This is a genomic window from Bradyrhizobium sp. in8p8, assembly GCF_000426845.1.
Classification (GTDB): Bacteria; Pseudomonadota; Alphaproteobacteria; order Rhizobiales; family Xanthobacteraceae; genus Bradyrhizobium; species Bradyrhizobium japonicum_C.
The window spans coordinates 1-26,215 of the sequence record NZ_AUGD01000027.1; the positions used below are offsets into that span (position 1 = coordinate 1).

21 protein-coding genes and 2 pseudogenes are annotated in these 26,215 nt (G+C 60.2%); 6 read left to right on the top strand and 17 right to left on the bottom strand.

Going from position 1 to position 26,215, the window contains the following annotated elements:
* The first annotated feature begins 88 nt into the window (after positions 1 to 88).
* The 4 genes from tnpA (K408_RS44455) to K408_RS0134250 all read left to right on the top strand — a co-directional run bounded on the left by tnpA (K408_RS44455) (position 89) and on the right by K408_RS0134250 (position 2,863).
* Complete coding sequence (gene tnpA, locus K408_RS44455) at positions 89 to 484, top strand: IS66-like element accessory protein TnpA (RefSeq protein ID WP_024336872.1); 396 nt, start codon at positions 89 to 91, stop codon at positions 482 to 484.
* Positions 481 to 828: an IS66 family insertion sequence element accessory protein TnpB gene (gene tnpB / locus K408_RS0134240; protein WP_018272609.1), complete on the top strand. Its 348-nt coding sequence runs from the start codon at positions 481 to 483 to the stop codon at positions 826 to 828. The genes tnpA (K408_RS44455) and tnpB (K408_RS0134240) overlap by 4 nt, the downstream gene beginning before the upstream one ends.
* 70 nt (positions 829 to 898) lie before the next feature.
* Entirely contained in the window at positions 899 to 2,545 is a 1,647-nt protein-coding gene (gene tnpC, locus K408_RS0134245; RefSeq protein ID WP_024336871.1) for an IS66 family transposase, read from the top strand.
* Between the two features lie 156 nt (positions 2,546 to 2,701).
* Entirely contained in the window at positions 2,702 to 2,863 is a 162-nt protein-coding gene (locus K408_RS0134250) for a hypothetical protein (RefSeq protein WP_245269062.1), read from the top strand.
* Positions 2,864 to 3,514: 651 nt separating this feature from the next.
* On the opposite strand, the gene K408_RS41550 is transcribed toward K408_RS0134250, so the two are convergent.
* From K408_RS41550 to rfbF, 7 genes and pseudogenes are all read right to left on the bottom strand, one after another.
* Positions 3,515 to 4,303 carry an NF038132 family protein gene (locus K408_RS41550; RefSeq protein ID WP_080654926.1) on the bottom strand — a complete coding sequence of 263 codons (789 nt, stop codon included), beginning with the start codon at positions 4,301 to 4,303 and terminating at the stop codon, positions 3,515 to 3,517.
* A 277-nt stretch (positions 4,304 to 4,580) separates the two neighbouring features.
* Positions 4,581 to 7,687, bottom strand: a pseudogene (locus K408_RS39485) (efflux RND transporter permease subunit).
* Positions 7,688 to 8,027: 340 nt separating this feature from the next.
* Positions 8,028 to 8,945, bottom strand: a complete 918-nt coding sequence (locus K408_RS41555) for an NAD-dependent epimerase/dehydratase family protein (protein ID WP_080654995.1) — start codon at positions 8,943 to 8,945, stop codon at positions 8,028 to 8,030.
* The gene (locus K408_RS0134265) at positions 8,936 to 9,475 is read right to left on the bottom strand and encodes a dTDP-4-dehydrorhamnose 3,5-epimerase family protein (protein WP_024343109.1); all 540 of its coding nucleotides are present in this window, start codon (positions 9,473 to 9,475) and stop codon (positions 8,936 to 8,938) included. The genes K408_RS41555 and K408_RS0134265 overlap by 10 nt, the downstream gene beginning before the upstream one ends.
* Positions 9,472 to 10,707: a class I SAM-dependent methyltransferase gene (locus tag K408_RS0134270; protein ID WP_024343110.1), complete on the bottom strand. Its 1,236-nt coding sequence runs from the start codon at positions 10,705 to 10,707 to the stop codon at positions 9,472 to 9,474. The genes K408_RS0134265 and K408_RS0134270 overlap by 4 nt, the downstream gene beginning before the upstream one ends.
* Positions 10,708 to 10,718: 11 nt before the next feature.
* Positions 10,719 to 11,771, bottom strand: coding sequence for a CDP-glucose 4,6-dehydratase (rfbG, locus tag K408_RS0134275; RefSeq protein ID WP_024343111.1), 1,053 nt, complete (start codon positions 11,769 to 11,771; stop codon positions 10,719 to 10,721).
* Positions 11,771 to 12,538 carry a glucose-1-phosphate cytidylyltransferase gene (gene rfbF / locus K408_RS0134280; RefSeq protein ID WP_024343112.1) on the bottom strand — a complete coding sequence of 256 codons (768 nt, stop codon included), beginning with the start codon at positions 12,536 to 12,538 and terminating at the stop codon, positions 11,771 to 11,773. Before rfbF ends, rfbG begins: the two co-directional genes overlap by 1 nt.
* A gap of 445 nt (positions 12,539 to 12,983) precedes the next feature.
* On the opposite strand from rfbF, the gene K408_RS39490 reads away from it, so the two are divergent.
* Positions 12,984 to 14,441 (top strand): hypothetical protein, encoded by a 1,458-nt coding sequence (locus K408_RS39490; protein ID WP_024343113.1) that lies wholly within the window; start codon positions 12,984 to 12,986, stop codon positions 14,439 to 14,441.
* Between the two features lie 133 nt (positions 14,442 to 14,574).
* The gene (locus K408_RS0134290; protein ID WP_024343114.1) at positions 14,575 to 16,818 is read left to right on the top strand and encodes a hypothetical protein; all 2,244 of its coding nucleotides are present in this window, start codon (positions 14,575 to 14,577) and stop codon (positions 16,816 to 16,818) included.
* Positions 16,819 to 16,885: 67 nt separating this feature from the next.
* Here K408_RS0134290 and tnpC (K408_RS41560) read toward each other — a convergent pair.
* The 10 genes and pseudogenes from tnpC (K408_RS41560) to K408_RS0134340 all read right to left on the bottom strand — a co-directional run.
* Positions 16,886 to 17,845: pseudogene (gene tnpC / locus K408_RS41560) on the bottom strand (IS66 family transposase); the annotation flags it as partial.
* A gap of 122 nt (positions 17,846 to 17,967) precedes the next feature.
* The gene (gene tnpB, locus K408_RS0134300; protein WP_024343116.1) at positions 17,968 to 18,324 is read right to left on the bottom strand and encodes an IS66 family insertion sequence element accessory protein TnpB; all 357 of its coding nucleotides are present in this window, start codon (positions 18,322 to 18,324) and stop codon (positions 17,968 to 17,970) included.
* A complete protein-coding gene (gene tnpA / locus K408_RS0134305) occupies positions 18,321 to 18,758 on the bottom strand; it encodes an IS66-like element accessory protein TnpA (RefSeq protein ID WP_024343117.1) in 438 nt (145 codons plus the stop codon). The genes tnpB (K408_RS0134300) and tnpA (K408_RS0134305) overlap by 4 nt, the downstream gene beginning before the upstream one ends.
* Before the next feature lie 89 nt (positions 18,759 to 18,847).
* Complete coding sequence (locus K408_RS0134310) at positions 18,848 to 19,492, bottom strand: glycosyltransferase family 25 protein (RefSeq protein ID WP_029674707.1); 645 nt, start codon at positions 19,490 to 19,492, stop codon at positions 18,848 to 18,850.
* 46 nt (positions 19,493 to 19,538) lie between these two features.
* Positions 19,539 to 20,327, bottom strand: a complete 789-nt coding sequence (locus tag K408_RS40535; protein WP_024343119.1) for an FkbM family methyltransferase — start codon at positions 20,325 to 20,327, stop codon at positions 19,539 to 19,541.
* A 30-nt stretch (positions 20,328 to 20,357) separates the two neighbouring features.
* On the bottom strand, positions 20,358 to 21,335 hold the full coding sequence (locus K408_RS0134320; RefSeq protein ID WP_024343120.1) for a GT-B fold glycosyltransferase domain-containing protein: 978 nt from the start codon (positions 21,333 to 21,335) through the stop codon (positions 20,358 to 20,360).
* A gap of 58 nt (positions 21,336 to 21,393) precedes the next feature.
* Entirely contained in the window at positions 21,394 to 22,770 is a 1,377-nt protein-coding gene (locus K408_RS0134325) for an oligosaccharide flippase family protein (RefSeq protein ID WP_029674709.1), read from the bottom strand.
* Positions 22,763 to 23,764, bottom strand: coding sequence for a GT-B fold glycosyltransferase domain-containing protein (locus K408_RS43010; protein WP_024343122.1), 1,002 nt, complete (start codon positions 23,762 to 23,764; stop codon positions 22,763 to 22,765). Before K408_RS43010 ends, K408_RS0134325 begins: the two co-directional genes overlap by 8 nt.
* A 12-nt stretch (positions 23,765 to 23,776) precedes the next feature.
* Entirely contained in the window at positions 23,777 to 24,595 is an 819-nt protein-coding gene (locus K408_RS0134335; protein WP_024343123.1) for an FkbM family methyltransferase, read from the bottom strand.
* 303 nt (positions 24,596 to 24,898) lie between these two features.
* Complete coding sequence (locus tag K408_RS0134340; RefSeq protein ID WP_196232442.1) at positions 24,899 to 26,206, bottom strand: glycosyltransferase family 4 protein; 1,308 nt, start codon at positions 26,204 to 26,206, stop codon at positions 24,899 to 24,901.
* Between the last annotated feature and the right edge of the window lie 9 nt (positions 26,207 to 26,215).

Sequence of the window (26,215 nt, forward strand, 5' to 3'; positions counted from 1 at the left end):
AGTATCTCTCCGGCGAAGGCCGCCTTGCGTAATTTGCGAGACGGCCTGAGGATTTGACCTTAAGTCTAGCTTTAAGGTCACGTCGGGAATGCAGGTCAATGTGTTGGGCGCCGAGCGTCGGCGGCGATGGAGTTACGACGAGAAGGTCCGTCTTGTCGAAGAGACCTTGCAGCCCGGCGAGACGGTCTGCGGGGTGGCACGCCGGCACGGGGTGGCTCATAGCCTGCTGTTCACCTGGCGTCGACAAGCGCGCCAGGGGCGACTGGGCGGAGATGCTGCGCCTGCTCTTGTTCCCGTCGAGATCACACCTGTAGCGGCTCCGATCTCGAGCGGCACACCACAACTGGCGTCTTCACCGCCTGCGCAGCGTGCAAGGGCTGGAATCATCGAGATTGAGCTCGGGGGCGGCTGTCGTGTTCGCGTTGACCGTGACGTGGACGTTGAGGCGCTGCAGCAGGTTCTTGAGCTCTTGCGACGACGATGATTCCGATTCCGAGCGGCGTCAGGGTCTGGATCGCGACCGGCCACACCGATATGCGCCGCGGCATGCGGAGCCTGGCTCTTACGGTGCAGGAGAGCCTGAAGCGCGATCCCCATGCCGGCGATCTCTACATCTTCCGAGGCCGCAGCGGCGATCTGGTCAAGATTCTTTGGCATGATGGGTTGGGCATGTCGCTCTATGCCAAGCGCCTGGACCGAGGCAAGTTCATCTGGCCTTCGGCGTCAGACGGCGCGGTATCGATCTCAGCGGCGCAGATGGCCTATATGCTGGAAGGGATCGACTGGCGGAATCCACAACTGAGCTGGCGACCGAGAAGCGCGGGTTGAGCACAAAATCCAGCAGATTTTGCATTTTTGGGGAGTCCCAACGCTTCCAATCTGTGATTCACTGTGTCGCATGGATGCTGGGCGCGACACTGTTCCGGATGACATTGCCGCCCTGAAAGCGGCGCTGGCAGCCGAGCGCGCGAAGGCTTTGGAGATCGCAGCTGAACTCGCGGTCGCCCGCGCGAAGTCGTCTGAGGACGAAGCGCTGATCGCCCAGCAGAAGCTGCAGATCGCCAAGCTAAAGCATCAGATCTACGGCCAGCGGTCGGAGCGTTCGTCGCGCCTGATCGAGCAGTTGGCTTTGACGTTCGAAGAGCTGGAAAGTGATGCCACTGAAGACGAGCTGGCGGCAGAGCACGCTGTGGCCAAGGCGACGACGGTGCGCGGATTTACGCGCAAGCGAGGCGAACGACAGACCTTCCCTGAGCATTTACCGCGCGAACGAGTGGTCATCGAGCCGCCGACGGCTTGCCAGTGCTGTGGCGGCAATCGTCTGCGCAAGCTCGGCGAGGACGTGACGAGGACACTGGAAGTGGTGCCGCGCCAGTGGAAGGTGATCGAAACGGTGCGGGAGAAGTTCTCCTGCCGCGACTGCGAGAAGATCAGCCAGGCGCCGGCGCCATTCCATGCTGTCGCCCGGGGATGGGCCGGCCCGAGCCTGTTGGCCATGATCATGTTCGAGAAGTTCGGCCAACATCAGCCCTTGAACCGCCAGGCTGAGCGCTACGCCCTCGAAGGCGTGCCGATCGCGCTGTCGACCATGGCGGACGCCGTGGGATCGGTCTGCGCGTCGCTGGATCCCCTGATGCGCCTGGTCGAAGCTCATGTCATGGCGGCCGAGCGCCTGCATGCCGATGATACGACCGTGCCGGTGCTGGCCAAGGGCAAGACCGATACGGGGCGGTGCTGGATCTACGTCCGGGACGACCGGCCGTTTGGCGGCACCGGCCCGCCGGCGGCGATGTTCTACTACTCCCGCGACCGCAGGGGCGAGCATCCCCAGGCGCATCTGGCCCGGTATGCCGGCATCCTGCAGGCCGACGCCTATGATGGGTATAACCAGCTCTATCTGGCGGGGCGCCAGCCCGGACTGATCCGGGAGGCCGCATGTTGGGTCCATGCGCGGCGTCCATTCTTCGCCATGGCCGACATCGAAGAGAATGCGCGTCGCAAGGCCGCCGGTAAAAAGGAGATCCCACTCTCGCCCATCGCGGTCGAGGTCGTGCGGCGGATCGATGCGCTGTTCGAGATCGAACGCTCCATCAATGGCAGGAGCCCCGAGGGGCGTCTGGAGACGCGACAGACGCTGAGCCGGCCTCTGGTCGAGGACCTTCAGGTCTATATGCGGGAGCAGCTTGCCAAGCTGTCCCGTGGGCACGACCTGGCCAAGGCGTTCAACTACATCCTGAAGCGATGGGCGAGCTTCACTCTCTTCCTCGAGGACGGGCGGGTTTGCCTCTCCAACAATGCCGCCGAGCGAGGACTAAGAGGTATAGCTCTCGGGCGAAAGGCCTGGCTGTTCTGCGGCTCTGACCGCGGTGGTCGGCGTGCGGCTTCCATGTATAGCTTGATCGTCACGGCCAAAATGAACGGCATTGATCCGCAAGCATGGCTCACGGATATCCTTGCCTGCATCGCCGCCCACCCAGCTCATCGGCTCGACGAGCTGCTGCCCTGGAATTGGACACCGGGATCAGCAGAAGCAGTTGCAGCATAGGGCAAGACAATGGCTCACGGACGAAACAAGTATCAATCACGAGAGAACCGTGCTCGTGTCCGTGAGATATTGCTTCGCGACTGGGACCCTATCGGGGTCTACGGCATACCACAGGCCACCGACGAGTATGACACCTACGCAAATAGGGCCTACGTCATGCTGATGGACGAAGGTGCGACCGCGAGCGAAATCTCCGGCTATCTCTATATTGTCGCCACCGAGCATATGGGATTAACCGACCACGGGCGCCTAGCTGAGAAGAGCGATCAGGTTGCCCAACTACTAGTCCAGCTTCGGCCTGAGTTCGGTACCCACTGAAACGCCATCGCCCGAAACTTTGCTGACCGCGGCCCTCACCGGAGGGTTACGAATGATAAGGCGATCTCGACGGAAGACTTCGAGTGAGTTCTGGAGACCGACTTGCACACGCGCTCCAAACGACATCAGGCGGCACCGAGGCAAGAGCAGGGCGCTTCGCCAGCGTGCGCAGGCGATGGAATTGGCCGCGCCGAAGCCGCCGCCTCAGGGCCCAGCGGATCGGCATCGGGGAAGCGTCAGCGCGCGCGGGGCTCGCGGTGGGTCGCCAGCCTTTGGGGCCGCTCTTGGGGAATGGTAGGGCCAGCGGTCTTCGGGCGGGACCTTGGGTCGCGCAAGCCGATGCTAGTAGGCCCGGCGTGTATGTCAGACGGCGGACTGTTCGCTTCCGTCAGAAGAAACAAAAAGATCCCGCCGAGGAAACCGGCCGGGGCTTCTGAGATTGCGACCGGCTCGGTCGCGGATCTTCCTAACATTTTGGGGCAATGTTCAATCCTTGGCCCGGTGTGTGCGCAAAACAGCGGCAGGCGAAGCCGATCATCAAGCTGCCGATCGCCGGGAACGGTGCTAAGCATAAAAAGCATACAAAGCGGCCATGGACATTCATCATGCCACGGCCGCTAAGTCTTCAGGTGTCCCGAGGCGGTTGGTTTATCAGGCCACGGTGAGTGTAGACCTCTGATTGCGACGGCGATAGGTCACCAACCCGACCCCGGCGAAGCCAAGAATCATCATCGCCCAGGTTGAGGGTTCTGGCACTCCGCTAACCGGCGTTCCATCGACAGTCACTCCAGCAAATGCCAAACCCGAATCGTAAAGTTGATCGTCCCAGTTGGTTACCCCGAATGTGAGAGAGTAGAGCCCGGCGTCTTGGATTGTATATGTTGATTGGATCCAACCCGTATAGCCACAGCCGGTGTCGTAGCAGGTACCGGACGAGCCTCCCAAGGCTGACCACGCCGGCGGGCCGGAAATGATGGCTGTTGAAGCAGGCGTGAGCGTTACGCCAGGATCGTTATTCGGCAAGCCAAAGCCCGGGCTGGTGTTACCAACCGTTGTCGTGCGTGCCGTAAAGAGCGTGATGGCGGAGCCCGCCAAGGGCTGGAGTTGTGCGAATGTGTAATCCGCGAACCCTGCACCGTCTGAGGTGACGTAGTTGAAGTAGAAGTTCAGAACTGAGCCGGCATTTGCGGAAAACTGCGACGTCGTGAATTGGGATCCGTTGGTGCCTCCAACGCTCGCCAACTGGCCTTCGCCAAAAACGCCGCCATTTGTCGAGATGTACTGGTATGAGCCACCCAGCGGCGAAGTGGTCACCACGCCATTAGCACCCAAGGTGCCGCAGTTTCCGACGCAGGTGTCAGCAGATGCGCCAGTTGCAGATGCTGCCCCTAACGCGATGCCTATCGATGCAGAGAGAAGTGGGAATCTTGGGAATTTCATTTCTCACCTCAAAATAAAAGTTGATTAAAATTAGTTCATTAATCTCCCGCGGCTTGACAAATAAGTCAATGAACTTAAATGCACAAAATTTGCTCGCTCTTGTGTGCGCTATTTAACAAAAGTGCCCCTCCTCTCAAACTGAGGGCGGCAAGTCGCAATTTTGTTGACCTAGATTCGATCTTCGGTCTGGGAACAGCCAAGGCGCACCCGGCCATTGCCGCAAAAAAAACGGTGATAGACAAGGTGGTCATCCGGTCACCGACATTTTGTGCTCAAGTTAACCCGACGCAGATAATTTCGGACGATCACGCGCTCGCCGCTGCCGCAGGCGGTCGATCAGGAGGTAGATCACCGGCGTGGTGTAGAGCGTCAGGATCTGGGAGACGAACAGGCCGCCGATGATGGTGATGCCGAGCGGGCGGCGCAGCTCCGTGCCGGGGCCGGTCGCGACCACGAGCGGAATGCCGGCGAATAGCGCCGCCATGGTCGTCATCAGAATGGGGCGGAAGCGCGCCTGGCAGGCTTCAAAGATCGCCTCGGCCGACGAAAGACCTCGCTGGCGCTCGGCATCGAGCGCGAAATCCACCATCATGATGCCGTTCTTCTTGACGATGCCGATCAAGAGGATGATGCCGACGAAGGCGATCACCGTCAGCGGCGTGCTGGTGAGCTGAAGCGCGAGCAGCGCGCCGAGCCCGGCCGAGGGCAGCGTCGAGATGATCGTGAGCGGATGAGCGAGGCTCTCATAGAGTACTCCCAGCACGATATACATCGCGACCAGCGCACCGAGGATCAGAAGCGGTTGACGGCCGGTGGTCCTGGCGAAGTCGCCGGCATTGCCGTCGAAGCTGCCGCGGATGCCCTCGGGCATGTGTAATTCCTCGGCCGCACGCTGAACGTTCTGCGTCGCCGCCTGCAGTGGCACGTTGGGCAGCAGGTTGAACGACACCGTGGTCGAGGGGAACGACTGCGAGTGATAGACGGCCAGCGGCGCGACCCCGCGCGACGCATGCACCACGGCGGAGAGCGGCACCTGGGCGTCGCCCGCACCGGCGACATAGATGCGGTCGAGGTTGGAGGGATCGACCTGGAACTTCGGGTCGATCTCCAGCACGATCATGTACTGGTTGCGCTGGGTATAGATGATCGATATCTGCCGCTGCGCGAACGCATTATTGAGCGCGTTGTCGATGTCCTGGACCCGGACGCCGAGCGCCGACGCCTTCTGGCGATCGATCGAGAGCGTGAGCTGTAGCCCCCCCGGATCGCGGTCGCTAGAGATATCCGTGATGCCTTCGACGCTCTCCAGGCGTTTGGCCACGATCGGAGCCCATTTCTGAAGCAGGCCGAGCTCGGCGCTCGTCAACGTATATTGGTAGCTGGAATCGCTCGGCCGCCCGCCAGCGCGCACATCTTGTGCTGCGAACATGAACAGGCGAATGCCGGGCACGGGATAGAGAGCGCGCCGCAACCGGTCGATCACCACTTCGGTCGAGACGTGGCCACGCTGCTCCGACGGCTTCAAATTGATGAACATGGTGCCGCGGTTTGCGCCCTGACCTCCGGGGCCTCCGCCGCTTCCCACCACCGAGCCGAGACCGGCAACGGCCGGATCGGCAAGAACGATATCCGCGAGTTTTTGTTGCAATTCCAGCATGGATTGAAACGAAGTGTCGGCCGAGGCACGCGTTGCCCCGATGATGAAGCCGGAGTCGTCAGTCGGAAAATAGCCTTTGGGCACCTTGATGTAGAGCGTCACGGTGAGGCCGATGGTAGCGAGGAACACGACAAGCGTCACCGACGGAAATTCAAGCGCGGTTCGCAGGGTTCGGGCGTAGAAGGCGAGGACGCCCGACAGCCAGTCCTCGACGATGCGATCGAACCGCGTGACTGTGGCCGATGTGGCATGCCGGATGTAATGGGCGCAGATCATCGGCGTCACCGTCAGCGATACCAGCGTCGATATCAGGACCGCGAAGGTCAGCGTTAGCGAGAATTCGCGCAGCAGGCGGCCGACGATGCCGTCCATGAAGATCAGAGGTGTGAATGCCGCGATTAGCGATAGGCTAATGGCGACCACGGTGAACCCGATGTGGCGGGCGCCTTCCTCGGCTGCCTGGAACGGCAGCATTCCGCGTTCGAGGTTGCGATACATATTTTCGATCATGACGATCGCATCATCGACCACGAAGCCGATGGAAATCGCGAGCGCCATCAGCGACAGATTGTCGATCGAGAAGCCTGCAACCCACATCCCGGCGCACGTGCCGGCGAGGGCCAGCGGCACCGATATGCCGGCCGCGATGGTCGGAGTAAGCCGGCGGAGAAACAGAAATACCACGGCCATGACCAGGAACCCGTGGCCAATAAGGTCCATTGCATATCCCTGACGCTGGCGCGGATCGTTCCTGTGCGGTCGACCAGGGTGGAGATCTCGACGCCGGCGGGGATCCATTGCTTCAGTTCGGGAATGAGCGCCTTGACGCCGTCAACGGTGTCAATGACGTTGGCGTCGCCTTGCTTTCTGATCTCGATCAGGACTGCGGTTTGCTTGTTGAACCACGCGACGGAACGCACGTTCTTCACGGAATCTTCGATGTCCGCGACGTCCGCGAGCCGCAAAAAATTGCCGCTGGAGCTTTTGATGACGATGTCACGGAACTCCTTTGCGGTGCGCATCTGCCGATTGAGTGCCAGCGTCTCGCTCTGGAACTCGCCCTCAAAGGCCCCGACCGGCCCGAGTGGATTGGCATTGATGATCGCGGTCCTGACGTCATCGGTGGCGATACCCGCATTTGAAAGCGCAACGGGATTGAGTTGAACTCGTACCGCCGGTTGGTCAGCTCCGCTGACCGTGACACTACCGACACCCGGCACCTGCGCGATGCGCTGCAACAGTACCGTGTCTGCAACGTCATAGAGCGCCGTCGTCGAGAGTGTTTTGGATGTAAGCGCGAGCACGTAGACAGGGGCGCCGGAGGTGTTGGCCTTGCCGAACCGTGGAAGCGACGGAAGATCGCTGGGCAGGTTTGGTAGCGAAGCGTTGATCGCGGCTTGCACGTCCCGGGCGGCGCGATCGAGGCTGCGGCCGATGTCGAATTGCAGCAGCACGCTGGTCAATCCGAGCGTGCTCGTCGATGTGATCTGCTTGACGCCGGCAATTTCGCCAAGCCGCCGCTCCAGCGGTGCAGCCACGGTGCTGGCCATGATCGACGGATCTGCACCCGGACGAAACGCGTAGACGAAGATCGTGGGGAAGTCGACGTTCGGAACGGATGCAACCGGTAGGAATCGGTAAGCTACGATGCCAAGGAGGAGCAGCCCGATCGAGAGCAGCGTAGTGCCGACAGGACGCCGAATGAAGGGCTGTGAGATCGAGAACATAGAGACTTCGGCTTTTCAACCATTCCATCATGGAGCATTAGCGTCGTTGACTATCATGACGAGACAAGTGTGCGATTTGCGCCAATCGCCGTGTCTTCCGAAAAGAAGAAGTGCACAGGATAGTCCTGGATTGCCGGAGAGTATATATTGACTGACCAAGACAACCGGCGCGAATCGGCAATGGCGATCTATGATCGTAAATCAAATAGCAATGCTTGTCGGGCCGATGTGGGTTCAGGGAAATAGATTCCCTCTTCAGCATGGTTCGACAAAACTCGTGGCATTGCTGTCAGGAGATCGACGGAAAAACGTGATTACAACTTGGTCTCATTGCTCATAATCACGAGGTCCGATCTATCGGTTGCTTTCTCCAGAACTCAATAGAATCAGCAATTCCGCTAGCGAGATCAAAACGTGGTTTAAATCCAAGTTCAGTGTGAAGTCTTCTCGTATCGGGAATCAAGACCGGAGGATCATCCGGCCGCGTCGGCAAGGCTCCTAACTGTACCAACTCAGGCCGGCCAAGTTGTTTTCCGATCTCAAGACCCACGCTCGACAAGGGGATAGGGTGACCGCTCCCAATGTTGATGGCACCAGAAACGTCGCTGGCGGAAAGGCGGGCTATGGCACGGCCCGCATCCTCTACATGCATTAGATCGCGAAGTTGATCGCCTCGGCTACAGCCGGCCGCGCGACCTGCCAGAAGCGCGTTTGCAATCGATGGCACCAAACGCTGCGGTCGCTCATGAGGGCCATATAGGAGGAACAGGCGCGCCCATGCCATCGAGATGTCATGACTCTTGGCAAACGCCTCAGAGAGACGAAATAGCGACGCCTTACAGACGCCGTAGGGCTGGGCGGGATTTAGCGGTGTAGTGTCTTCCGAGCAAAATCCGAAGCGCCAGTCATATTCAGCGCAAGAGCCCACCACGATCCATCGCCGTCCTCCCGCAGCCTGAAATGCCTCCATCAGTGCTAGAGTTGCTCGAACCCATGCGTAATTCGCATCAGAGGTCCAGAAGGCTCCGTGCGTCGTATCCCAGGCGGCATGCACGAGATGGGTAGGTCTCAAGGCTTCCACGAGCGCTCGCGTCGATGATGTATCCATCAAGTCGACCCGATGCCAGGCATGAGCAGGGATGGACAAATCGGCTTCCGTCGAGGAAAGCGCGTGCGTCTCCATCCCCAGCGCAACGAGCCCTTTCGCAATTTGGCGCCCGACGAAACCGCGCGCGCCGGTCAACAGGACTACTGCCATGACTGGAAATCTGGATAGTTCGCGTCGCGCGGCGAGATAATCCGCTTTGGGGCATCTGGCCAGGTGACGCCGAACGCCGGGTCGTTCCACCTGACCCCACGACCCGCCTCGGCCACGAAAGCTGGATGGATATGATAGGTAACCTCACTATCGTCGGTAAGCGTTTGAAAGCCGTGGGCGACGCCGACGGGTATGTAGACGGAATGACCGATCAGGGCATCCAGCGTCACTGCAAACCATCGGCAATAAGTTGGCGACTCTTTGCGCAGATCAATGAGGACGTCGTAGACCTTGCCGCGCGTTGCGCGCACGAGTTTCGTTTCGGCGTGTTGCCCGACCGAATAATGCATGCCTCGCAACGTGTTTCTCAGAGTATTGCGTGACACGCTCCATTGCGGAAAATTCGTATGCAGCCCGAGCGCACCAAATTCGCGCTCGCAAAAGATGCGAGCAAATGCGCCGCGTTCGTCATACGCCGGCTCCGGTTCTATGACGAAGGCGCCGGAAACCGGAGTTTCTGTGATTCTCACGGTATGATCTCGACTGTAGGGATTGGAATCACGAATGCTCCGCCCCATTCCCGAATGTGCGACATGCTGGAGATGATCTCGTCGCGGATGTTCCAGGGCAAGATGAGGAGATAGTCGGGCTTGGCCCGGTCGATCGCTTCCGGTGCCAGCACCGGAATTCGTGTCCCCGGCAAAAGTCGGCCTTGTTTCGACGCTGCTCGATCGACCACGAAATCGATGAAGTCGGTGCGGACGCCACAGTAGTTGAGAAGCGTATTGCCTTTTGCGGCGGCGCCGTAGGCCGCGATGCGTTTTCCGTCCCGTTTGGCGCGAATCAGGAATTCGAGCAATCGGCGCTTGCTTTCCTTCACGCTCTCGGAAAATGCGGCGAAACGGCTCACGTCGTTCAGTCCCGCAGCTTTCTCGCGCGCGAGAAGTTGCGGCACGCTCGAACTGACGGTCGAGCGCGCCGACCCTCGATGCGCAGCGAAGATGCGCAGCGAGCCGCCATGTGTAGGCAATTCCTCGACGTCGAAGACGACGAGGTCGTGTGCGGCAAAGATGCGCTGCACGGCCGTCAACGACAAATACGAGAAGTGCTCGTGGTAGATGGTGTCGAACTGTACGCCTTCGACGAGACGCAACAGATGCGGAAATTCCATCGTGATGACGCCCTCGGGCTTCAGTGCGATGGAGAGACCGGCGACGAAGTCGTTGATGTCGGGGACATGCGCCAGAACGTTGTTTCCCAGCAGCAGGTCCGCCTGTCTGCCGGATTGCTTTAATTCGTTGGCGAGCGCGACGCCGAAGAAGCGCACCAGCGTCTCGACGCCCTTCTTGCGTGCGGTTTCGGCCACGTTTCCGGAGGGCTCGACGCCGAGCACCGGAATGCCCATGCCGTGGAAGTACTGCAGGAGATAACCGTCGTTGCTGGCGATCTCCACGGCGAGGCTGCTCGAGGTCAGCGCGAGGCGCTCTCGCATTTTTTCGCAATAGGCCTTGCTGTGCGCCAGCCAGCTGTCGGACATCGAGGAAAAGTAGACGTAATCGTCGGTGAAGATTTCTCCGGCCGATTTGTGCTCGGGCAGCTGGACGAGGAAGCACTCGCTGCATGCGTAGACGTGGAGCGGATAAAACGGCTCGGCGGCCTGGGCATTCTCCGCCCTGATGAAGGAGTTCGAGACCGGCGATGTGCCGAGATCGCAGAACGTTTGCGTCAGCGGTGATTTGCAGAAGTTGCAGGTGAAATGCATCGGTCGCCTGTTCAAAGAGACTGATAGTTTTCGATCTGGCGGAGCGTGAAATCGCGCATGTCGGCCTGCGCGAGGTGGGCGCGATGCCATTTCACGATCCAGTCCAGCGCGTCCGCGATGTCGAGCTTGGGCCGCCACGCCAGCCGGGTTCGGGCCTTGGTCGAGTCCAGCTTCAGCAGATGAGCCTCGTGGACGCCGGCGTCCTTGTCGCGGATCCATCCCGCGCCATCGCCCCATTTTGCCGCCAGCGTGTCTGCGATGATTCCTACCGGAACGGCGCCGGCGTCGCCGGGGCCGAAGTTCCAGCCCTCGGCGTAAGCCGCCGGATCGTTCCAGAGCCGCTCGAGCAGGGCACGGTAGCCGTGAATGGCCTCGAGCACGTGCTGCCAGGGACGGATTGCATCCGGCTGCCGGATCATGGTGGGCTTGCCCTCGATGAAGCTGCGGATCAAATCCGGGACCAGCCGATCCTGCGACCAGTCGCCGCCGCCGATGACGTTGCCGGCGCGCGCGCTGGCCAGCCCCATGCCTGCCTCTTCGAAATAGGACGCGCGATAGGCGCCGACGACGAGCTCCGCGCAGCCCTTGCTGTTCGAGTAGGGATCGCGTCCGCCCATCGGCTCGTTCTCGCGATAGGGCCACAGCCATTCGCGGTTCTCGTAGCATTTGTCGCTGGTGACGACGAGGCACGCGCGCGCCTTCGACAGGCGTCGGACCGCGTCGAGCACGTGCACCGTGCCGAGCACGTTGGTCGCGTAGGTCCCGACCGGTTCACGATAGCCGCGGCGGACCAGCGCCTGGGCGGCCATGTGGATCACGATCTCCGGGCTTGCATCCGCGACGACGCGTTCGACCGTGGCAAGATCGCGAATGTCGCCGATGGCCGAGCGGATGCCGTTCTCGATTGCGGCGGCCTCGAACAGGCTGGGCTGCTGCTCGGGCGCCAGCGCGAGGCCGGTGACGTCCGCACCGAGCGACTCCAGGTAGAGCGACAACCAGGCGCCCTTGAAGCCGGTATGCCCGGTTAGCAGGACGCGCTTGCCGTTCCAGAAACCGTTGGTCATCACCAGACCTTCCACGGCGCGTCGCCGCGATTCCACAGATCTTCCAGATAAAGCTTGTCGCGCAGCGTATCCATCGGGTGCCAGAAGCCGGCATGCAGATAAGCAGAAAGCTGGTCTTCCGCGGCGAGCCGCTCCAGCGGCTCGCTTTCCCAGACCGTCGCGTCGCCCGCGACGTAGTCGATCGCCTTGGGGGACAGCACGAAGAAGCCGCCGTTGATCCAGTTGCCGTCGCCACGCGGCTTCTCAATGAAACGGTTGACGCCGGTGCCGGTGATGTCCACCGCGCCGAAGCGGCCCGGCGGCTGTGTGGCGGTCATCGTGGCGAGGCGCTTTTCGTCACGGTGGAATGCGAGCAGCCGGGTGATGTCGACGTTGGAAACGCCGTCGCCATAGGTGAAGCAGAAATCGTCGTCGCCGACGAAGTCCCGAACCCGCTTCAGGCGTCCGCCGGTCTTGGTGTCCTCGCCGGTATTGACCAGCGTGACCCGCCAGGGTTCGGCCTTGGCCTCGTGCACCGTCATGGTATTAGCCGCCATGTCGAACGTCACGTCCGACATATGCAGGAAGTAATTTGCGAAGTACTCCTTGATGACGTAGCCCTTGTAGCCGAGGCAGATGATGAACTCGTTGATGCCGTGGCTCGAGTAGATCTTCATGATGTGCCACAGGATCGGCTTGCCGCCGATCTCGATCATCGGCTTGGGCCGCACGTCGGTTTCTTCCGCAAAGCGGGTTCCCAGGCCGCCGGCCAACAAGACTGCTTTCATCGTATGTCACCGCTCAATGATTGGGCAATATCGCATTGCTGCAATTGGTCAAATTGGACGCTTTCGAGTACACCAGCCGCAGGTTTCTAGCGAGAGCTATGACCCGATATCATGACACGATGGTTTATTTTGCCAACTTGGCCCGCACCCGGGATTCGCTCGCATGGCGTGGCTGCTGATCGCGCCGGGGGGACGGCGGGGCCGTCCGGAAGGCTGTCCCTGTTTATCATGGGAGGTACGGTGAGACAGCCTCGCGGAGCGCTGCGACGCGGTCCTCCGGCCATGGCCGGCCTGTCGCTGCAATTTTGCTCTGCCCGCCCGTCCCGCGGCGCGTTAAGGTTGTCGCGTTAGGGGCGCCCCCGTAGGCTTTCCGGAGGGCCGGTCTCGCCTATCGTGAGCGGCCGCAGCCGGCTAGACTACAGCCGTCCAGGAGCATGTCGCCGCCTTGCCGATCACGCCAAACTATTTTGCCTATGCCGCGCTGGCGCTGTGGCCGCTGGTCGCGATCTTCCTGTTCGCGACGCGGCCGCTCAACCAGGCGCTGGTCTGGACCATCCTTGGCGGATACCTACTGCTGCCGGTCGGCACCGAGATCAAGTTTCCGGGCGTGCCGGCATTCGACAAGAACTCGATTCCGGCGATGATTGCGGTGGTCGGGTGTCTGTTCATTGCAGGCCGGCCGGCCCGCCGGACCGCGGCGAAGATCGGCCTTCCCGAGCTTTTGCTGGCGGCGCTTCTTGTTGGTCCCTTCATCACCTCCGAGTTCAATGGGGATGCCCTGCAGGTCGGAGGCCGCTACGGGTTCTTCATCATTCCAGGCGTCGGCCATTACGAGGCCCTTTCGGCCAGCGTGGCCCAGCTGATCATGCTGCTGCCGTTCTTCCTCGGCCGCCGCTATCTCGCCGGTCTGGAAGACCATCGGATCATTCTTGGCGCGCTGACGCTGGGCGGCCTGGTCTACACGCTGCCCATGCTGCTCGAGGTTCGGCTCAGCCCGCAGCTTCATGTCTGGATCTACGGCTACTTCCCGCATTCCTTTGAGCAGCAGATGCGCGACGGCGGGTTTCGTCCCGTCGTCTTTCTCGGCCATGGCCTGAAGATCGCGTTCTTCGCCATGATCGCGATCCTCGCCTCTGCAGCGCTATGGCGGTGTCGCGAGCGGGTGGTGCCGGCCGCGCACGCGCTGGTCACGGGATGGCTCGGCCTGACGTTGCTGCTGTGCAAGTCGCTCGGCTCCTTGGTGTATGCGATGGTACTCACCCCCGCCATCCTGTTCCTGAAGCCGCGCACGCAGGTGAGGATCGCCAGCGTCCTGGTCTCGCTAGCCCTGATCTACCCGATGTTGCGCGCGACCGATCTGCTCCCCACCCAGTTCCTGCTCGATGCCGCAGGCGCCGTCAGCGCCGAGCGCGAGGCCTCGCTCCAAACCCGATTTGACCAGGAGAAGGCGCTGCTGGATCGCGCCTCGGAGCGGCCCTGGTTCGGTTGGGGCCGGTTTGGTCGAGGGAGAATCTATGACGAGACCGGGAAGGACGTCACCCTCTCGGACGGCCACTGGGTCATCACGATGGGAAGCTTCGGCCTGTTCGGCTTTCTCGCCGAATTCGGACTGCTGGCGCTGACGGTATTTCGGGCCATTCCCGCGGTCCGGCAAGCAAGCTCCATGCGCGATCAAGTGTTTATCGCGGTCCTTTCGCTCATCGTTGCTGTCGGCCTCATCGACCTGCTTCCCAATGCCACGATCAATCCGACGAGCTGGCTGTTCGCCGGTGCGCTGCTGGGCCGCGCTGAGGCGCTTCGGGCTGCACAAAACAGGCAACCGGAAAAGAGCCGGACCCGGCGTTCGCAGGCGGATCGATTGGAGCCGCGTCCGACGCGCGGCTCCTTGGTTAACGTCGAATGAGCTCGGATTGGTAAACCAGGCGCCAAGATTAGGGGGGAACTCGCGACAGGCGCGTCAACTCGATTTAAATTCGCAGCCGCTAGGCTCTATTGCGATGGCATGGGCCAGCCAACCGCGAACCATGGGCTAGACGATGGATCACTTCTCGAACATGAACCGACGCGACCTCATGAAGTTGTTGGGCGGCGTGACAGCGACGTCAGCGATCTCGCTCAAGCAGGCGTTCTCGGCGCCTGCGCCGCTGGTCGCGGCCAGGAATGATGCAAGCGGTTCAAAATTGCCTGCTGCCGCAGCGTTTAACGGTGGGAAAACGCAAATCAACTTCAATTTCCCAAGCGGCAACTCCGGTGAATATCCGTTCCTGAATCTCCTGAAGTCAGCCGGTACTTGGCGATACGCGGCAGGCAACGGAATGGTCGACCCGCGGGACCATGATGCGAACGGGTACCCGACTGTCATCCGTAATGGCGGCCAGTATTTGGTAACCTATATACCGTCCCAAGCTGCGCGTCCGGGGAACTATGTTGTTACATGGGAGGGCAATGGAACGATCTACATATTGACTAAGAATGTGCCGGTTAGCGGCAGCAAGACGAGCACGGGGGGAAGTGGCCGCTATGTCTTCTCGACGACTGACTCACAAGTTGCCATCGGTATCCAGTCCATTGGTAGCCCCCGCATCACTAACATGAAGCTCTACCATATTGCGGACGAGGCCGACGTTCAGGCCGGCAAGGTGTTCGGCGCGCAGTTCAAGGCGCGCTTGCGAGAGTCGAATATCGCCGTCTACCGCTTTTTGAACTGGCAATATGGTAATAGCAGCAACCTCACGACGTGGGCCACGCGCAAGCCAGTCGGATATGTTTCCTATGGAGGTCAGGAACTCCGCGCGAGTATTTGCGCTGGCGTTACGACCAACTCCGGCGACGATTTCGCCGTTTCCCTTGGTTCTGGCGCCCCCACCGATAAGCAGACGGTTACTTTCAAGTTCAACGCCAGCAAGAAGTATCCCAAGACGAGCGTGACGTTCGGCGCGGGTTCGGTGATTGTCTGGAAGGCTCACGGCCTCAGTTTGAACGATCCGGTTGGCTTCGGCGGGACCACGCTGCCATCGCCGCTCACGCCTAGCGGCAACTACTTCGTCAGCAATGTTATCGATGCCGATACCATCCAGATCGCGACGACACCGCGGGGAACGACTCTGGCCCTGAGCGGAACTGCTTCCGGTGATTGTTTTGCGAACCGTCAGCCCACCCTCAGCCTGAATTCGACGGCAAAGGTGCCGCTGAAGGATCAGAGCGGCAGCACGCTCGGGACCAGCAACAGTCCACTTTCAGGAGCTTGGGCGACCGCCGTGTATGATGGAGCTTTGGGGTCTTGGCTCCTATTCGGCGGAGGACCTAGCACAGGAGAGGCTGGCCTTTCAGCCGGAGTGCCTCCAGAGGTCTGCGTGCAGCTCTGCGCGGAAATGGGGGCACACCCGTACTTCGTGCTCCCGCACCTCGCCGCGGATCCGCTGACCGATTTTTCCGCCAGCCTTGCCACATACATTCGAGACAAGGGTCCATCATGGATGATTCCCCGATTCGAGGGATGCAATGAACTTTGGAATTTCGCGCCCGGATTCTATCAGACGGGTTACGCTATAAACAAAGCTTGCGCCTATGGATGGGGACCGGATGTTCATAATTGGATGGGCAAGGTCATGTCGGTCATGGGCCAAGCCGTTAGCAAAGTCTATTCCAACGATCGCACGAAATACCATGTCGTATGCGGTGTACAGACGGTGGTTTTTAATGCGCTGCCCAAGACCAGCCAGGATCCGCGCTTGACGTCAGCAAAGTATGTCGCTAGCGGCGGCTCCCCGGCAAGCAATTGGGTCACGCATGTTTGTTGTGCTCAATACATTGCGCCAACGCTCTACGGTGGCTCGAAGCCAGGGGCGGAGGAAGTTGCACTCGCCGCTGCCTATGCTGCGGGAGATCAAACGGCACCAGGAAAATACGTCGCGGGGCTGGCGAGCGGTAGCGGCTGGGCGAACCTTTCCAGCGTTGCGAACTACTACAACAATATTGCAAAATGGGCAGCCGGTCTGGGTGTTAAGAGAATGTGCGGGTATGAGGGCGGATACTCGGCCGATTATGGCAGCAATGCTCAGGTCAATGCCTTGAGGGCGGCGGGAAAGAATGTAGCCGCTTTGCAGGACTACACGACCAAAAACTACAAGAACTTCTTGGCTGCGGGTGGCGAGTTTCCATCATGTTTCCAACTCGGGGGAGGGGCCCCCTCCAATAATTCCTGGTCCGTACTGGAAGATATCCATCAAACTTCGGCTGCGCCGCAGTGGTTAGCCATTGCAGCCTTTAACAAATCCTAAGTCTATTGAGAGGCCGACTGGCTCACATGCCGGCCCGATTGCGACCAGCGCGCTGCTATCGTGCTGATCGCACCTGTGCGTCGGTCAGGTAAGTGAGCGGATCGACGTCGTTCGACTTACAGGTCTCGACCAGAGAGGCGATGATGGCCCAGTGCTCGGCGCCGCCGTCGGAGCCTGCGAACAGCGCATTTTTTCGGTTGAGCGTGATCGGACGGATCGAACGCTCGACAGCGTTGTTGTCGAGCTCGATACGGCCATCATCGATGAAGCGCGTCAGGCCCTCCCAGCGCGAGAGCGCATAGCGGATGGCCTCGGCGAGCTTGCCCTTCTGGCTGATCAGGGCGAGCTTTGTGTGGAGCCACTTTTGGAATCTATCGGCAAGCGGCCGGCTTTTCTGCTGCCGGACGAGGCGACGCTCCTCGGCGCTGCGACCGCGGATGTCCTTCTCGATCGCGTAGAACTCGGCGATGTGCTTGAGCGCCTCGCTCGCGATGGGCGCCGGGCCAGGGGTTGCGAGCTCATAGAAGTTGCGGCGCATGTGCGCCCAACAGAACGCAAGTTCAACGTCGCCCCGCTCGGCGAGTTTGGCGTAGCCGGCATAGCCGTCGACCTGCAGAGTCCCCTTGAACCCACCGAGATGGACGATCGGTCGTTCGGCTTTGCGATCGGAGGCATAGACATAGGCGACGCCCGGCGGATCGGCGCCGCCCCACGGCCGGTCGTCCGCAGCATAGGCCCAGAGTTGACCGGTTTTGGTGCGCCCGCGGCCGGGATCGAGCACCGGCATCGTCGTCTCGTCGGCGAACAGCTTTGACCGTTGCTTGAGCTTGCCGAGGAGGCGCTCATGCAACGGACGTATGTGGAAGGCTGCCTGTCCCACCCAGTCCGCCAAGGTCGAACGATCGAGCTCAATGCCCTGGCGGGCGTCTTCGGGCAGCGTCTCCGCCCGCCGGCCAAACCGGTGTCGCTGCATTTCCTTGATGATCTGACGCAGCCGTTCGCTCTCGCATCGCTCGGCGAGCAGCATCGCCTTCAGCGTCTCGGGATCGTCAGGCAGGGCGTCCTTCACACCCAAATCAGAGCATATTCGCCGCCATCTGGCGACGCGTCCGACGCTCCTGATTCACTTCGCCGCAGCACTGCCAACAGCTATCCGGGCTGAGCTGGCGCCGGCGTCTCCCGTGCCTCGTGCACAAGTTGCCAGTCGAGCCCTTCCAGCAGCGCCGACAATTGCGCCGCCGACAGGCGCATCACGCCGTCCTCGATCTTCGGCCAGCGGAAGGTCCCATCCTCGAGCCTCTTGGCGAACAGGCACAGGCCCGTTCCATCCCAGAACACCAGCTTGATCCGGTCCGCCTGCTTGGCCCGGAACACATAGACAGCTCCCGAGAATGGGTCTGCCCCCATGCTCTCGCGCACCAGGGTCGCAAGACCTTCCATGCCCTTGCGGAAGTCTACCGGCTTGGTCGCCACCATCACCCGGACCGCACCCGACGGGCCGATCACCGGCTCGCCTTCAGCGCCTGGACAATCGACGCAATCATCGCCGTGTCCGCTCCACGACCGGCTCGGATCGTGATGCCGTCGACTTCAATCTCGATGACCCCGTCATCCGCCTTGGCCTTGCAGCGCGCCGCTTTGCGCTCTCGGTGAGCAGTCGGCGCCGGCACCACGGCATCCACCATTGCCGGCACAAACCGGACTTCGTCCGCTTCGGAATGACCGCCTGCTGCTTCGCGCAACTGACGTCGCCAGACAAACAGCTGCTGCGGTGACAATCCATGCCGTCGAGCCACGGAACACACCGAGTCACCACTCGCGACGATCTCCGCGACGATCCGTGCCTTGTCCTCGTCGCTCCACTTCCGCCGACGACCGGCTCCGGTGAAGACCTCAAGCCGCCGCACCGGCTCCGTGATAGCAGTATGTACTGTGTTCATTCTAAGCCTAACGGTCCGAACAAGCCGCAGACTCGCAGATCACCCCGTCATCCGGTAGGTGGCCGCTGAACAGCGCTTACGTTAGATCGTCAGGGGCCACGCAATCTATTCTTGACACGACGAGCCAAGCTCAAGACCTGGGAGCTAAAGCGATGACGATCAAATCTCCCAGGTGTTATGTCCGAGCGAGATGACCGCTGGTAACCCAGGGGAGGCCAATGGCAAAATGTGCGAACCGAGGGAAGCTCGGCTCGTATCGTGTTGTAGGCCCCATCGACATGCATTGGCCGATTGGCGAGAATCTCATGCAGCCGAGCGACCAGGATTGGTATGGTGCTGCCATTGACTAGCAAAAAATGAGTACACGGAATTGGGGTCGTTGGCTCGGCCTCAACGAGGCCGGTTGTAGTCGGCTTCACGGGAGCCGGATAGAACATCGACCATTCCTTCTGATCGAGCTCGGATTTGATCGATGCCCATTGCGCCAGGAAGTTGATATCGAAATTCAGGTCGTCCTCGAGCAGATAGAGCTCGGGAGCGTTCAACCTTAGCGCACGTTCCAGCGCTTCGAGATGACTCAGAAAGCAGCCGCGCGCGCCAATGGACGGGAATGTACCTGCGTCTGGCGGTTTCACCGCCGGCAAGAAGATCGCCTCCCAGCCGATCCTGGAAAGCTCCTTTTGAATTTCCCTCCGGCGGTCGTTTCGCTCCGGCAGGTTGATAACAACCTTCATGGCGATATCCACTAAGCATGGTTGAATTCAACGTTGAGGGACCCCGTCAGTCAAAGCTGCCGTGTCGCACATAAGTTAGGACCTCGCCCGCAAGGAACAGTTCGAAATCGAAGTTAGCGATGGCCTTTTGAAACGAAAGGCTGGTGCCTTTGCCAGGCACCATCCAGTCATGCGGTTCGATGTGAACCACAGCGAGATCCGCCAGCCACTCGGTGTTCTTCGAGAATAATTCCTGTTCAAACCCCTCGATATCGATCTTCGCTATGAACGGTGTCCCTCTGGGGACGCTGGCAAAGGCCTGCTGCATGGTGATAATTGGAAGGCCAGTTGATGCGCGTTCGACGCGCGTGGCCCAGCCCAGATCTCCTGCTTGGATCGTAACGAAACCGGGCTCGGAGCCGATCGCGGCTTGGATAGGAAAAATCGATTGAGCTAAAGACGCATTTCTTGAAAGAACGCCAAAATTTCCCGGCTCCGGCTCCACTGCTACGACGGCAGATCGGGGGTAGTTTGCTTTGAACCAGAGGGAAGCGGCGCCGATATTGGCTCCGGCGTCCACGATGACCGGGACCTCGCCCGAGCGGATAATTGCATCATACCGATCGTTCACTCGTCTCTTGAGTTCCGGCAATCCGAGTTCATACTGCCGGGCGCCAAAGACGCCGCGGATGGCGGCCGTGTCGGATTCGCCGGCCCTGACATGGATGGCTTGAGATCCGGCGCGAATGACTGCTGTATCCGCCCCCGTAATTCGTGGCAGATGTCGCTTCAGGAATTGCGGTCCATATCGGCGGACGTCGTCAAGATTGATCTGCAATCGTCGAAAGAATGACATGGAAAAATTCCCAACGCTGCCCTATTGGGGTCAGTGGAGCACCGCTCGCTTCTTGAATTCATCGACTCGTTTCTTGCGGACCCACCTGAGTAAAGCCCTATGAACTCTTGCAGGGTACGACGCGTTGGCGGTCAGGGGTATGTATTTTTCGATCAGTTCTCGGCGGTCCTGGGGAAGCTGGCGGAGATAAAGCTTAGCCCAGTCGAGACCTTCACGATAGAATGTGTTGTGATAATGCAGAATTTTCACCTCCGACATGGGTATGAGATCAGCATTTTCCTTGGCGAGAGTATTGACGTTGAAGTTCAATCGCGCGTCGTACTCGGAATGTCTAAGCTCCAATTTCTGAACCGCGAGCGAAATCGAGACTTGATCCTGATGGTAGATACCAGCTTCGCGCGATCCGATGCTGCTTGAAAGCAATTTCTTGATCGTGGCGTAGTGAGCCTCGCCGAGCCGCGTAGAGGTGGCATAAGTATAGATTCCGGTCTGCCAATATGCGCGAATGCGGCGCCCCTCGGGAAACGAGTTGATCTCGGGAAAGCGATCGAAGTCGCTTCCGATCAGCTCACACAGTTTGCGCCAGTAGGGAGCATTCTTGTCAGTGCCGTCCGAACCCAAATATCCTTCGCCGGCACGGGCTATGAATTGAGTGCCCGCGGTCGGAGATAATTTGTCGAGCTGCTGAAGCACCACCATGTCGCCGTCCATCCAAGTGATGTTGGGCGTCGACACCCGGGTTTCGAGCTGCGACATCACGCAGCTCTTGTTGGCATTGTTCCACCAGTCCAGCTCGACGTTCAGCCGCTCGTCGATGAATTCGACCCCGAGGCGCTTGAACTCCTTCAGCGTCGCTGAGCCAATTCGCGGCCCTCGACGTGGCTTGACCGCAATGAAGGGGACCTTTGCGGCCGGACCGCCGAAGGTCCTGAGAGACTCGGCGAGCATGAGCACCTGGGCTTCGATTGGCCCGGCCTCGACGCATGTCACGATGGTGGTATCTGTCATGATGCAAACTTCTCGAGGCTGACGATCATTGCTGTTGCAATCTTGCTGATGGATCGGATCATTTTGGGAGCATGAGGAGAAATTCCCCTGCCACAAGGCCAAGCGCGATGGCGGGCAGCGGAAAAAGTTCGCGTCGCCAATTGAAAAATCCCAGGCGAATGCTGAAAAATGCAATCACGGGGATGCAGACGACGCTGCTCCCCGCCAGTCCCACCAGGGCACCCGGAAGACCAAAAAGCTTGAACCCGATCGGCATGGCGCAAAGCATCGTTGCAAGACGAAGCGAGGCAAGCGCTGTATTGAGTTTCGGCCGGTTCATGGCAAGGAACGTTTGCAGGGCCAGTTGAGCCGGTACGAACAGCAGCCCGATGGAAAGGATTTGCAGCATCCACCCGGCATTGGAATATCTCTGATCATAAAGCAGACCGATCAGCCGGGGGGAAGCGACGACGAGCAGGCCGAAGCCGGCATAGGCGGCAAGCGCCACGATCCGGTGCATCCTGTAATAGGCAGCTTGCAGATTTTCCGGCCGGCTTCGAACCACCTCGCTGATGGCCGGATAACCAATGCTGGACACGGCTCGCATGAGCACGTGCTCGGCCGAGAGGTAGAGATTGAACGCAATCGCGTACACGCCGAGGGCGGCGGCGTCGGTCATCCCCGCCAGCAGGACGCGGTCAAGGTTTGAGATCATGGCTCCGATGATCGAGCCTAGCAGCATCCATTTGCCAAACTTGACCACCTCGCGAACCGTCGATTTGTCCCACGCCAAGCGATTGCGGTGCCCGAAGAGGACGGCGTGGCTGAGAACGGTGCTCATGCTGGCGGAAGCAATACTGCCGGCGACCAACGCCCAGATCGAGCGGTCGTGGGCGATCCAGCCAAGCATGACGCCAAGGCCGATTACCTGCGCGGCGATTTCGACCAGCGTTGCTCGCCTGATCTGCAGGTTGCGGGCTGCCTCGATCGTCTTCGTCGATGCGAAGCCGGACACGATGGCTGTCACCGAAACGACGGCAATGACGGACGGCACACGGCTGTCGGCATAGACGCTGGTCGAGGAAATCGCTCCATAGTGCTGGGCGACCGCCATGAGCGCTGCCACCCCGAGCGCGAGCAGGGCAAGCTGGGCGCCTCGCACGATCTGAATGGTCCAGACCGTATTGAGAAACGTTGGATCAGCGCCGCGATGGTTCTGAATGACGCTTTGTTTGAGGCCGAGGTCACTCAACACCGTCAGCGTTGCCATGACGACAGTCGCAACCGCCATGATCCCGAACATCTCGGGGGCAAGCAGTCTCGTCAGGAGAAGATTTCCGCCGAACCGGATGACGAGGTTGACGCCAAATCCCCCGATGCTCCAGATCCCCGCGCCGATCACCCGTCGTCGCAGCGAGGGATTGCGGGAGAGCCCAATTTGCGCGTGTCTATTCATGGACTGCAAAGCGACATTGCACTTCGTGTTTTCGCTTCTCGGCGGAGCGGAGCGAACGCAGCAGCCTTCTTTGCAGCAGGCGGTGCACTCCACCGGCGCGGGAAACCAGCGGCAATCGGGGTCCAAGCCACTCGGCGACATCAGGCCTGAATTGCTCGAGTTCAGTCAGAAACCACGACGAGCCTTCCTGCGAATTGAGCGTGTGATGGTAGTGAAGCACGCTCGCCTTGGGAGCTTCGGCGCGGCTGTACGTCGTTGACGACGGCGTCATTTGGTAATTGCAGAAATGCGACAAATTGCGCCATCTCAGCCCGAGCTGGACCACCGAGAACGCCAGCGCGACGTCGTCGCCCGGCTGCGGCAGGCGTCGTGTGAAGGCCACTTTGCTATCCAGCATGGTCTCGAGGTCGCGGACAAACTGCCTGCCGATTCCCATGCCCCGTCGAAAAGAGTAGACGCCGGAATGAAGTCTGAGCCGAACCCGTTCGTTGTCTCTCTGGCCGACGGCCCACGGCAGACTGTCGAGCGGGACATGATATGCGTCCGCCAGAGCCTGCCAGTACGGTTCATGAGGGTCGCCCGGGCCGGAGGAGCCGACATTCTTGTTGATGGCCGCGCAGGCCAGGTCTTCATTCGGCTGGAGCACGAGTTGTTCCGGCGCCGATACCACCAGCACGTCCGAGTCTAGCCAGATCACCTGCTCGGTTGTCGCCAGTTCCTCGCCAAGCAACGCAGCCAGACCCTTGTTCATGTAAGTGAACCAGTCGCACCTGTTCTGCAGGTCTCGCCGCACATAGCGGGCACCCAGCTCGTCCAGCTTGCGACGCGTGTACCGGGCGAGCGCGGGCCCTTTACGGGGGGTTACGACCAGGACAGGGGTGCTGGCCATTAGGCCGCCAAAGCGCTGCAGACTCTCGATCGCCAGCAGTGTCTGGCCCTCTAGAACTCCCGACTCGACGCAGAGGACGAAGGTCGCTTTTGATGTCGTTTCCATAAGCTGTCGCTGCTAGCTCAAAGGCCGCTCTCGGCTATACGCAACGAGCGAAGCTTTTTCTTTCTCACTGCTCCAAAGAACTTCATGAAATTGAAATCCGCGCTGACGCATGCCGTCGTTGAACCGTCTGTCGTCAATATATGCATTATGAACTTCTACGACCGCGAGCTTAGTTCTTGCCAGGAGATCCGGATAGGTGTTCTGAAAGTCCTGCTCGCTTCCTTCAATGTCACACTTCAGAAGATCAATCTCAATCTTGTCGGGTATCAGCGTGTCTAGATCGATGAACGAGACCTTCGTGGGCTTCGACCAATGTTGAGGCACAGTAGAATTGCCGGCACCAAACGAACTCTCGTACATCTCTGCGTCGCCGGAGCGTCTGCCAACCAGACCGTGGTGAGTTCTAACGTGGCCTTTGAGCCGGGCATTTTCCGCAAGGCGGGCGCAAAGGTCGGCGTACACCCTCGGACTTCCTTCGACGCAATTGATGGCGAACGGCCGATCCGGGACGTGGCTTCGAAAAACTTGCTGCACAAAACGTAAGGTAAAAAATCCAACATTCGCTCCGAGGTCGAGCACGTTGACGCACTTGTCTGAGGGGCATCTGTTTAGAGCGCTCAGAATAATGGAGTCATAAATGCCTTCGACGAAGATTTCGTTGAAGACGGTCCAGTCCGCTTTGCTGACGACCCTCACACGCAAGCCATCCAGCTCTCTTTGCAGGTCAAGTTCTTTCCATATCTCGATTTCGCGATTCACTCGGCCTTCGCGCACTTTGCGGCGGATCTGTTCAGGTACCAGAGGTCTTACAAGGTCCTTAATCAAGCTCATTGATCAATGCTCCAGTTTCAATAATGAGGCGAGCGGACGATTTGGGTTAATCAAGCGCGCTAAGGCAAATATCGCACTAGAAGTGTCAAGTGCGTTTGGTGGATAGACGTACGATGGCCCCATTGTGCGGAGTATCCTACGGTGAATCGAGCGAAATATTGTGTCGCTCTAGGGTTCAGTGTGTCTCCCCCGATGTGGCGCGGCTGTTTTGCCCGACGTGTCAAGCGATGCTGTGACATACGTCGTTCACCGCGGTTGACGGCTACTGTGCATGGGGTTGTTTTCGCGATTTTGCCCAGATGGTCACGAAGCCGTCCACCTCGCGGTTCCCGGCGGCTCGCTCCGCGCCGCGGCTCCGTCGGGCGGGTCGCCGTAGATGCGGCCCCAATCGCTCGTCCGGGTCTGGTCGGCAAAGAGCTTCGACAGCATCCGGTCGACAGCGGCCGGATAGCTCTGCGTCCTGTCGAAGAACTGCACGGAGAGCCCCTTCGTGGCCGAGCGGAGCCGGTCGTAGAACGCGGGCTCGGTAGCGAGGCGGCGGATCTGGTCGGCATAGCTGGTGGGGTCGTTGGTTTCGGCTTCAGCGATCGACGGCCCCAGCACGTCGAGCGCGTTGGTGACCTTGCTGGCCACGATGGGCAGTCCCGCGATCACCGCCTCGGCGCAGACCTGAGGCATGCCTTCGGGGAACGTGCTGGTGGTCGGGACGATGACGGCGTGGCAGGAATGGTAGAGCTCAAGGAGGCGCTCCCGCGCGAGGTGACCGTGGATAATGATCGCCGCGTCCAGTTGCTTCCCTCGCACCAGGTCCCGCAAGGCGGGCAGCGCGCCGCCGTCGCCGCAGACGTGGATCACGACAGGGGTGGTACACCGGGTCTTCAGGATGTCCGATATCGCGACGAGGTCGAACACGCCCTTGTCGGCCTCGACCCGTCCGGCAAACATGAGATGGAACGGTCCGTCACGATAGCCTTGCGCCTGATGGAATCCGTCACGGCTAAACTGGCAGCGATACTGGAAGAAAGGGATCGCGTTGCGGGCCTCGGACAGCACCTGTCGCTCGCATTCGGGAGAAACGCCGATCGCGCCGGCGGCGATCCGGCGGAAGAATTGCTGGTTCAGCCTTCGAACGATGCGGCCGGAGAGCGAGGCGGGAGGAAAGCCCTGGGGCCAAAGCACGTTGTGCAGGTTCGCAACGACGCGAATGCCGGCGAGGCGAAATAGCGTCAGCGCGAAGTAGTGGCTGGTTCCGGAATCGATGAAGGCAACATCGGCGCCGAAGCGCCAGGCCCGGTAGGCGAGATAGCAGGCCCATTTGAGCTGGAGCAGGTGGAAGGCAAGCCCCGAGGGCTGGGCCTCACCGGGCTGCTTCCGCCGGTTCTCGGCAATGATGACCCCGTCCTCGATGCGGTCGACGCGCGGATGGGACGAGATGGCCAGAATGGGGTATCCGGCGGCCTTGCAATAGTTGAACAGCTGCTCCGAAAACGCCAGGCTCGTGGTCGATGCGGTGCCGCGGGCCAATACCTCGCGATGCGCGCGGACATGGTCGCCCGGAGCGAATGCGGCGAACAGCCGGATCGGCCGCAATTTTGCATTGCTGTCTCCCACGATCGGCAT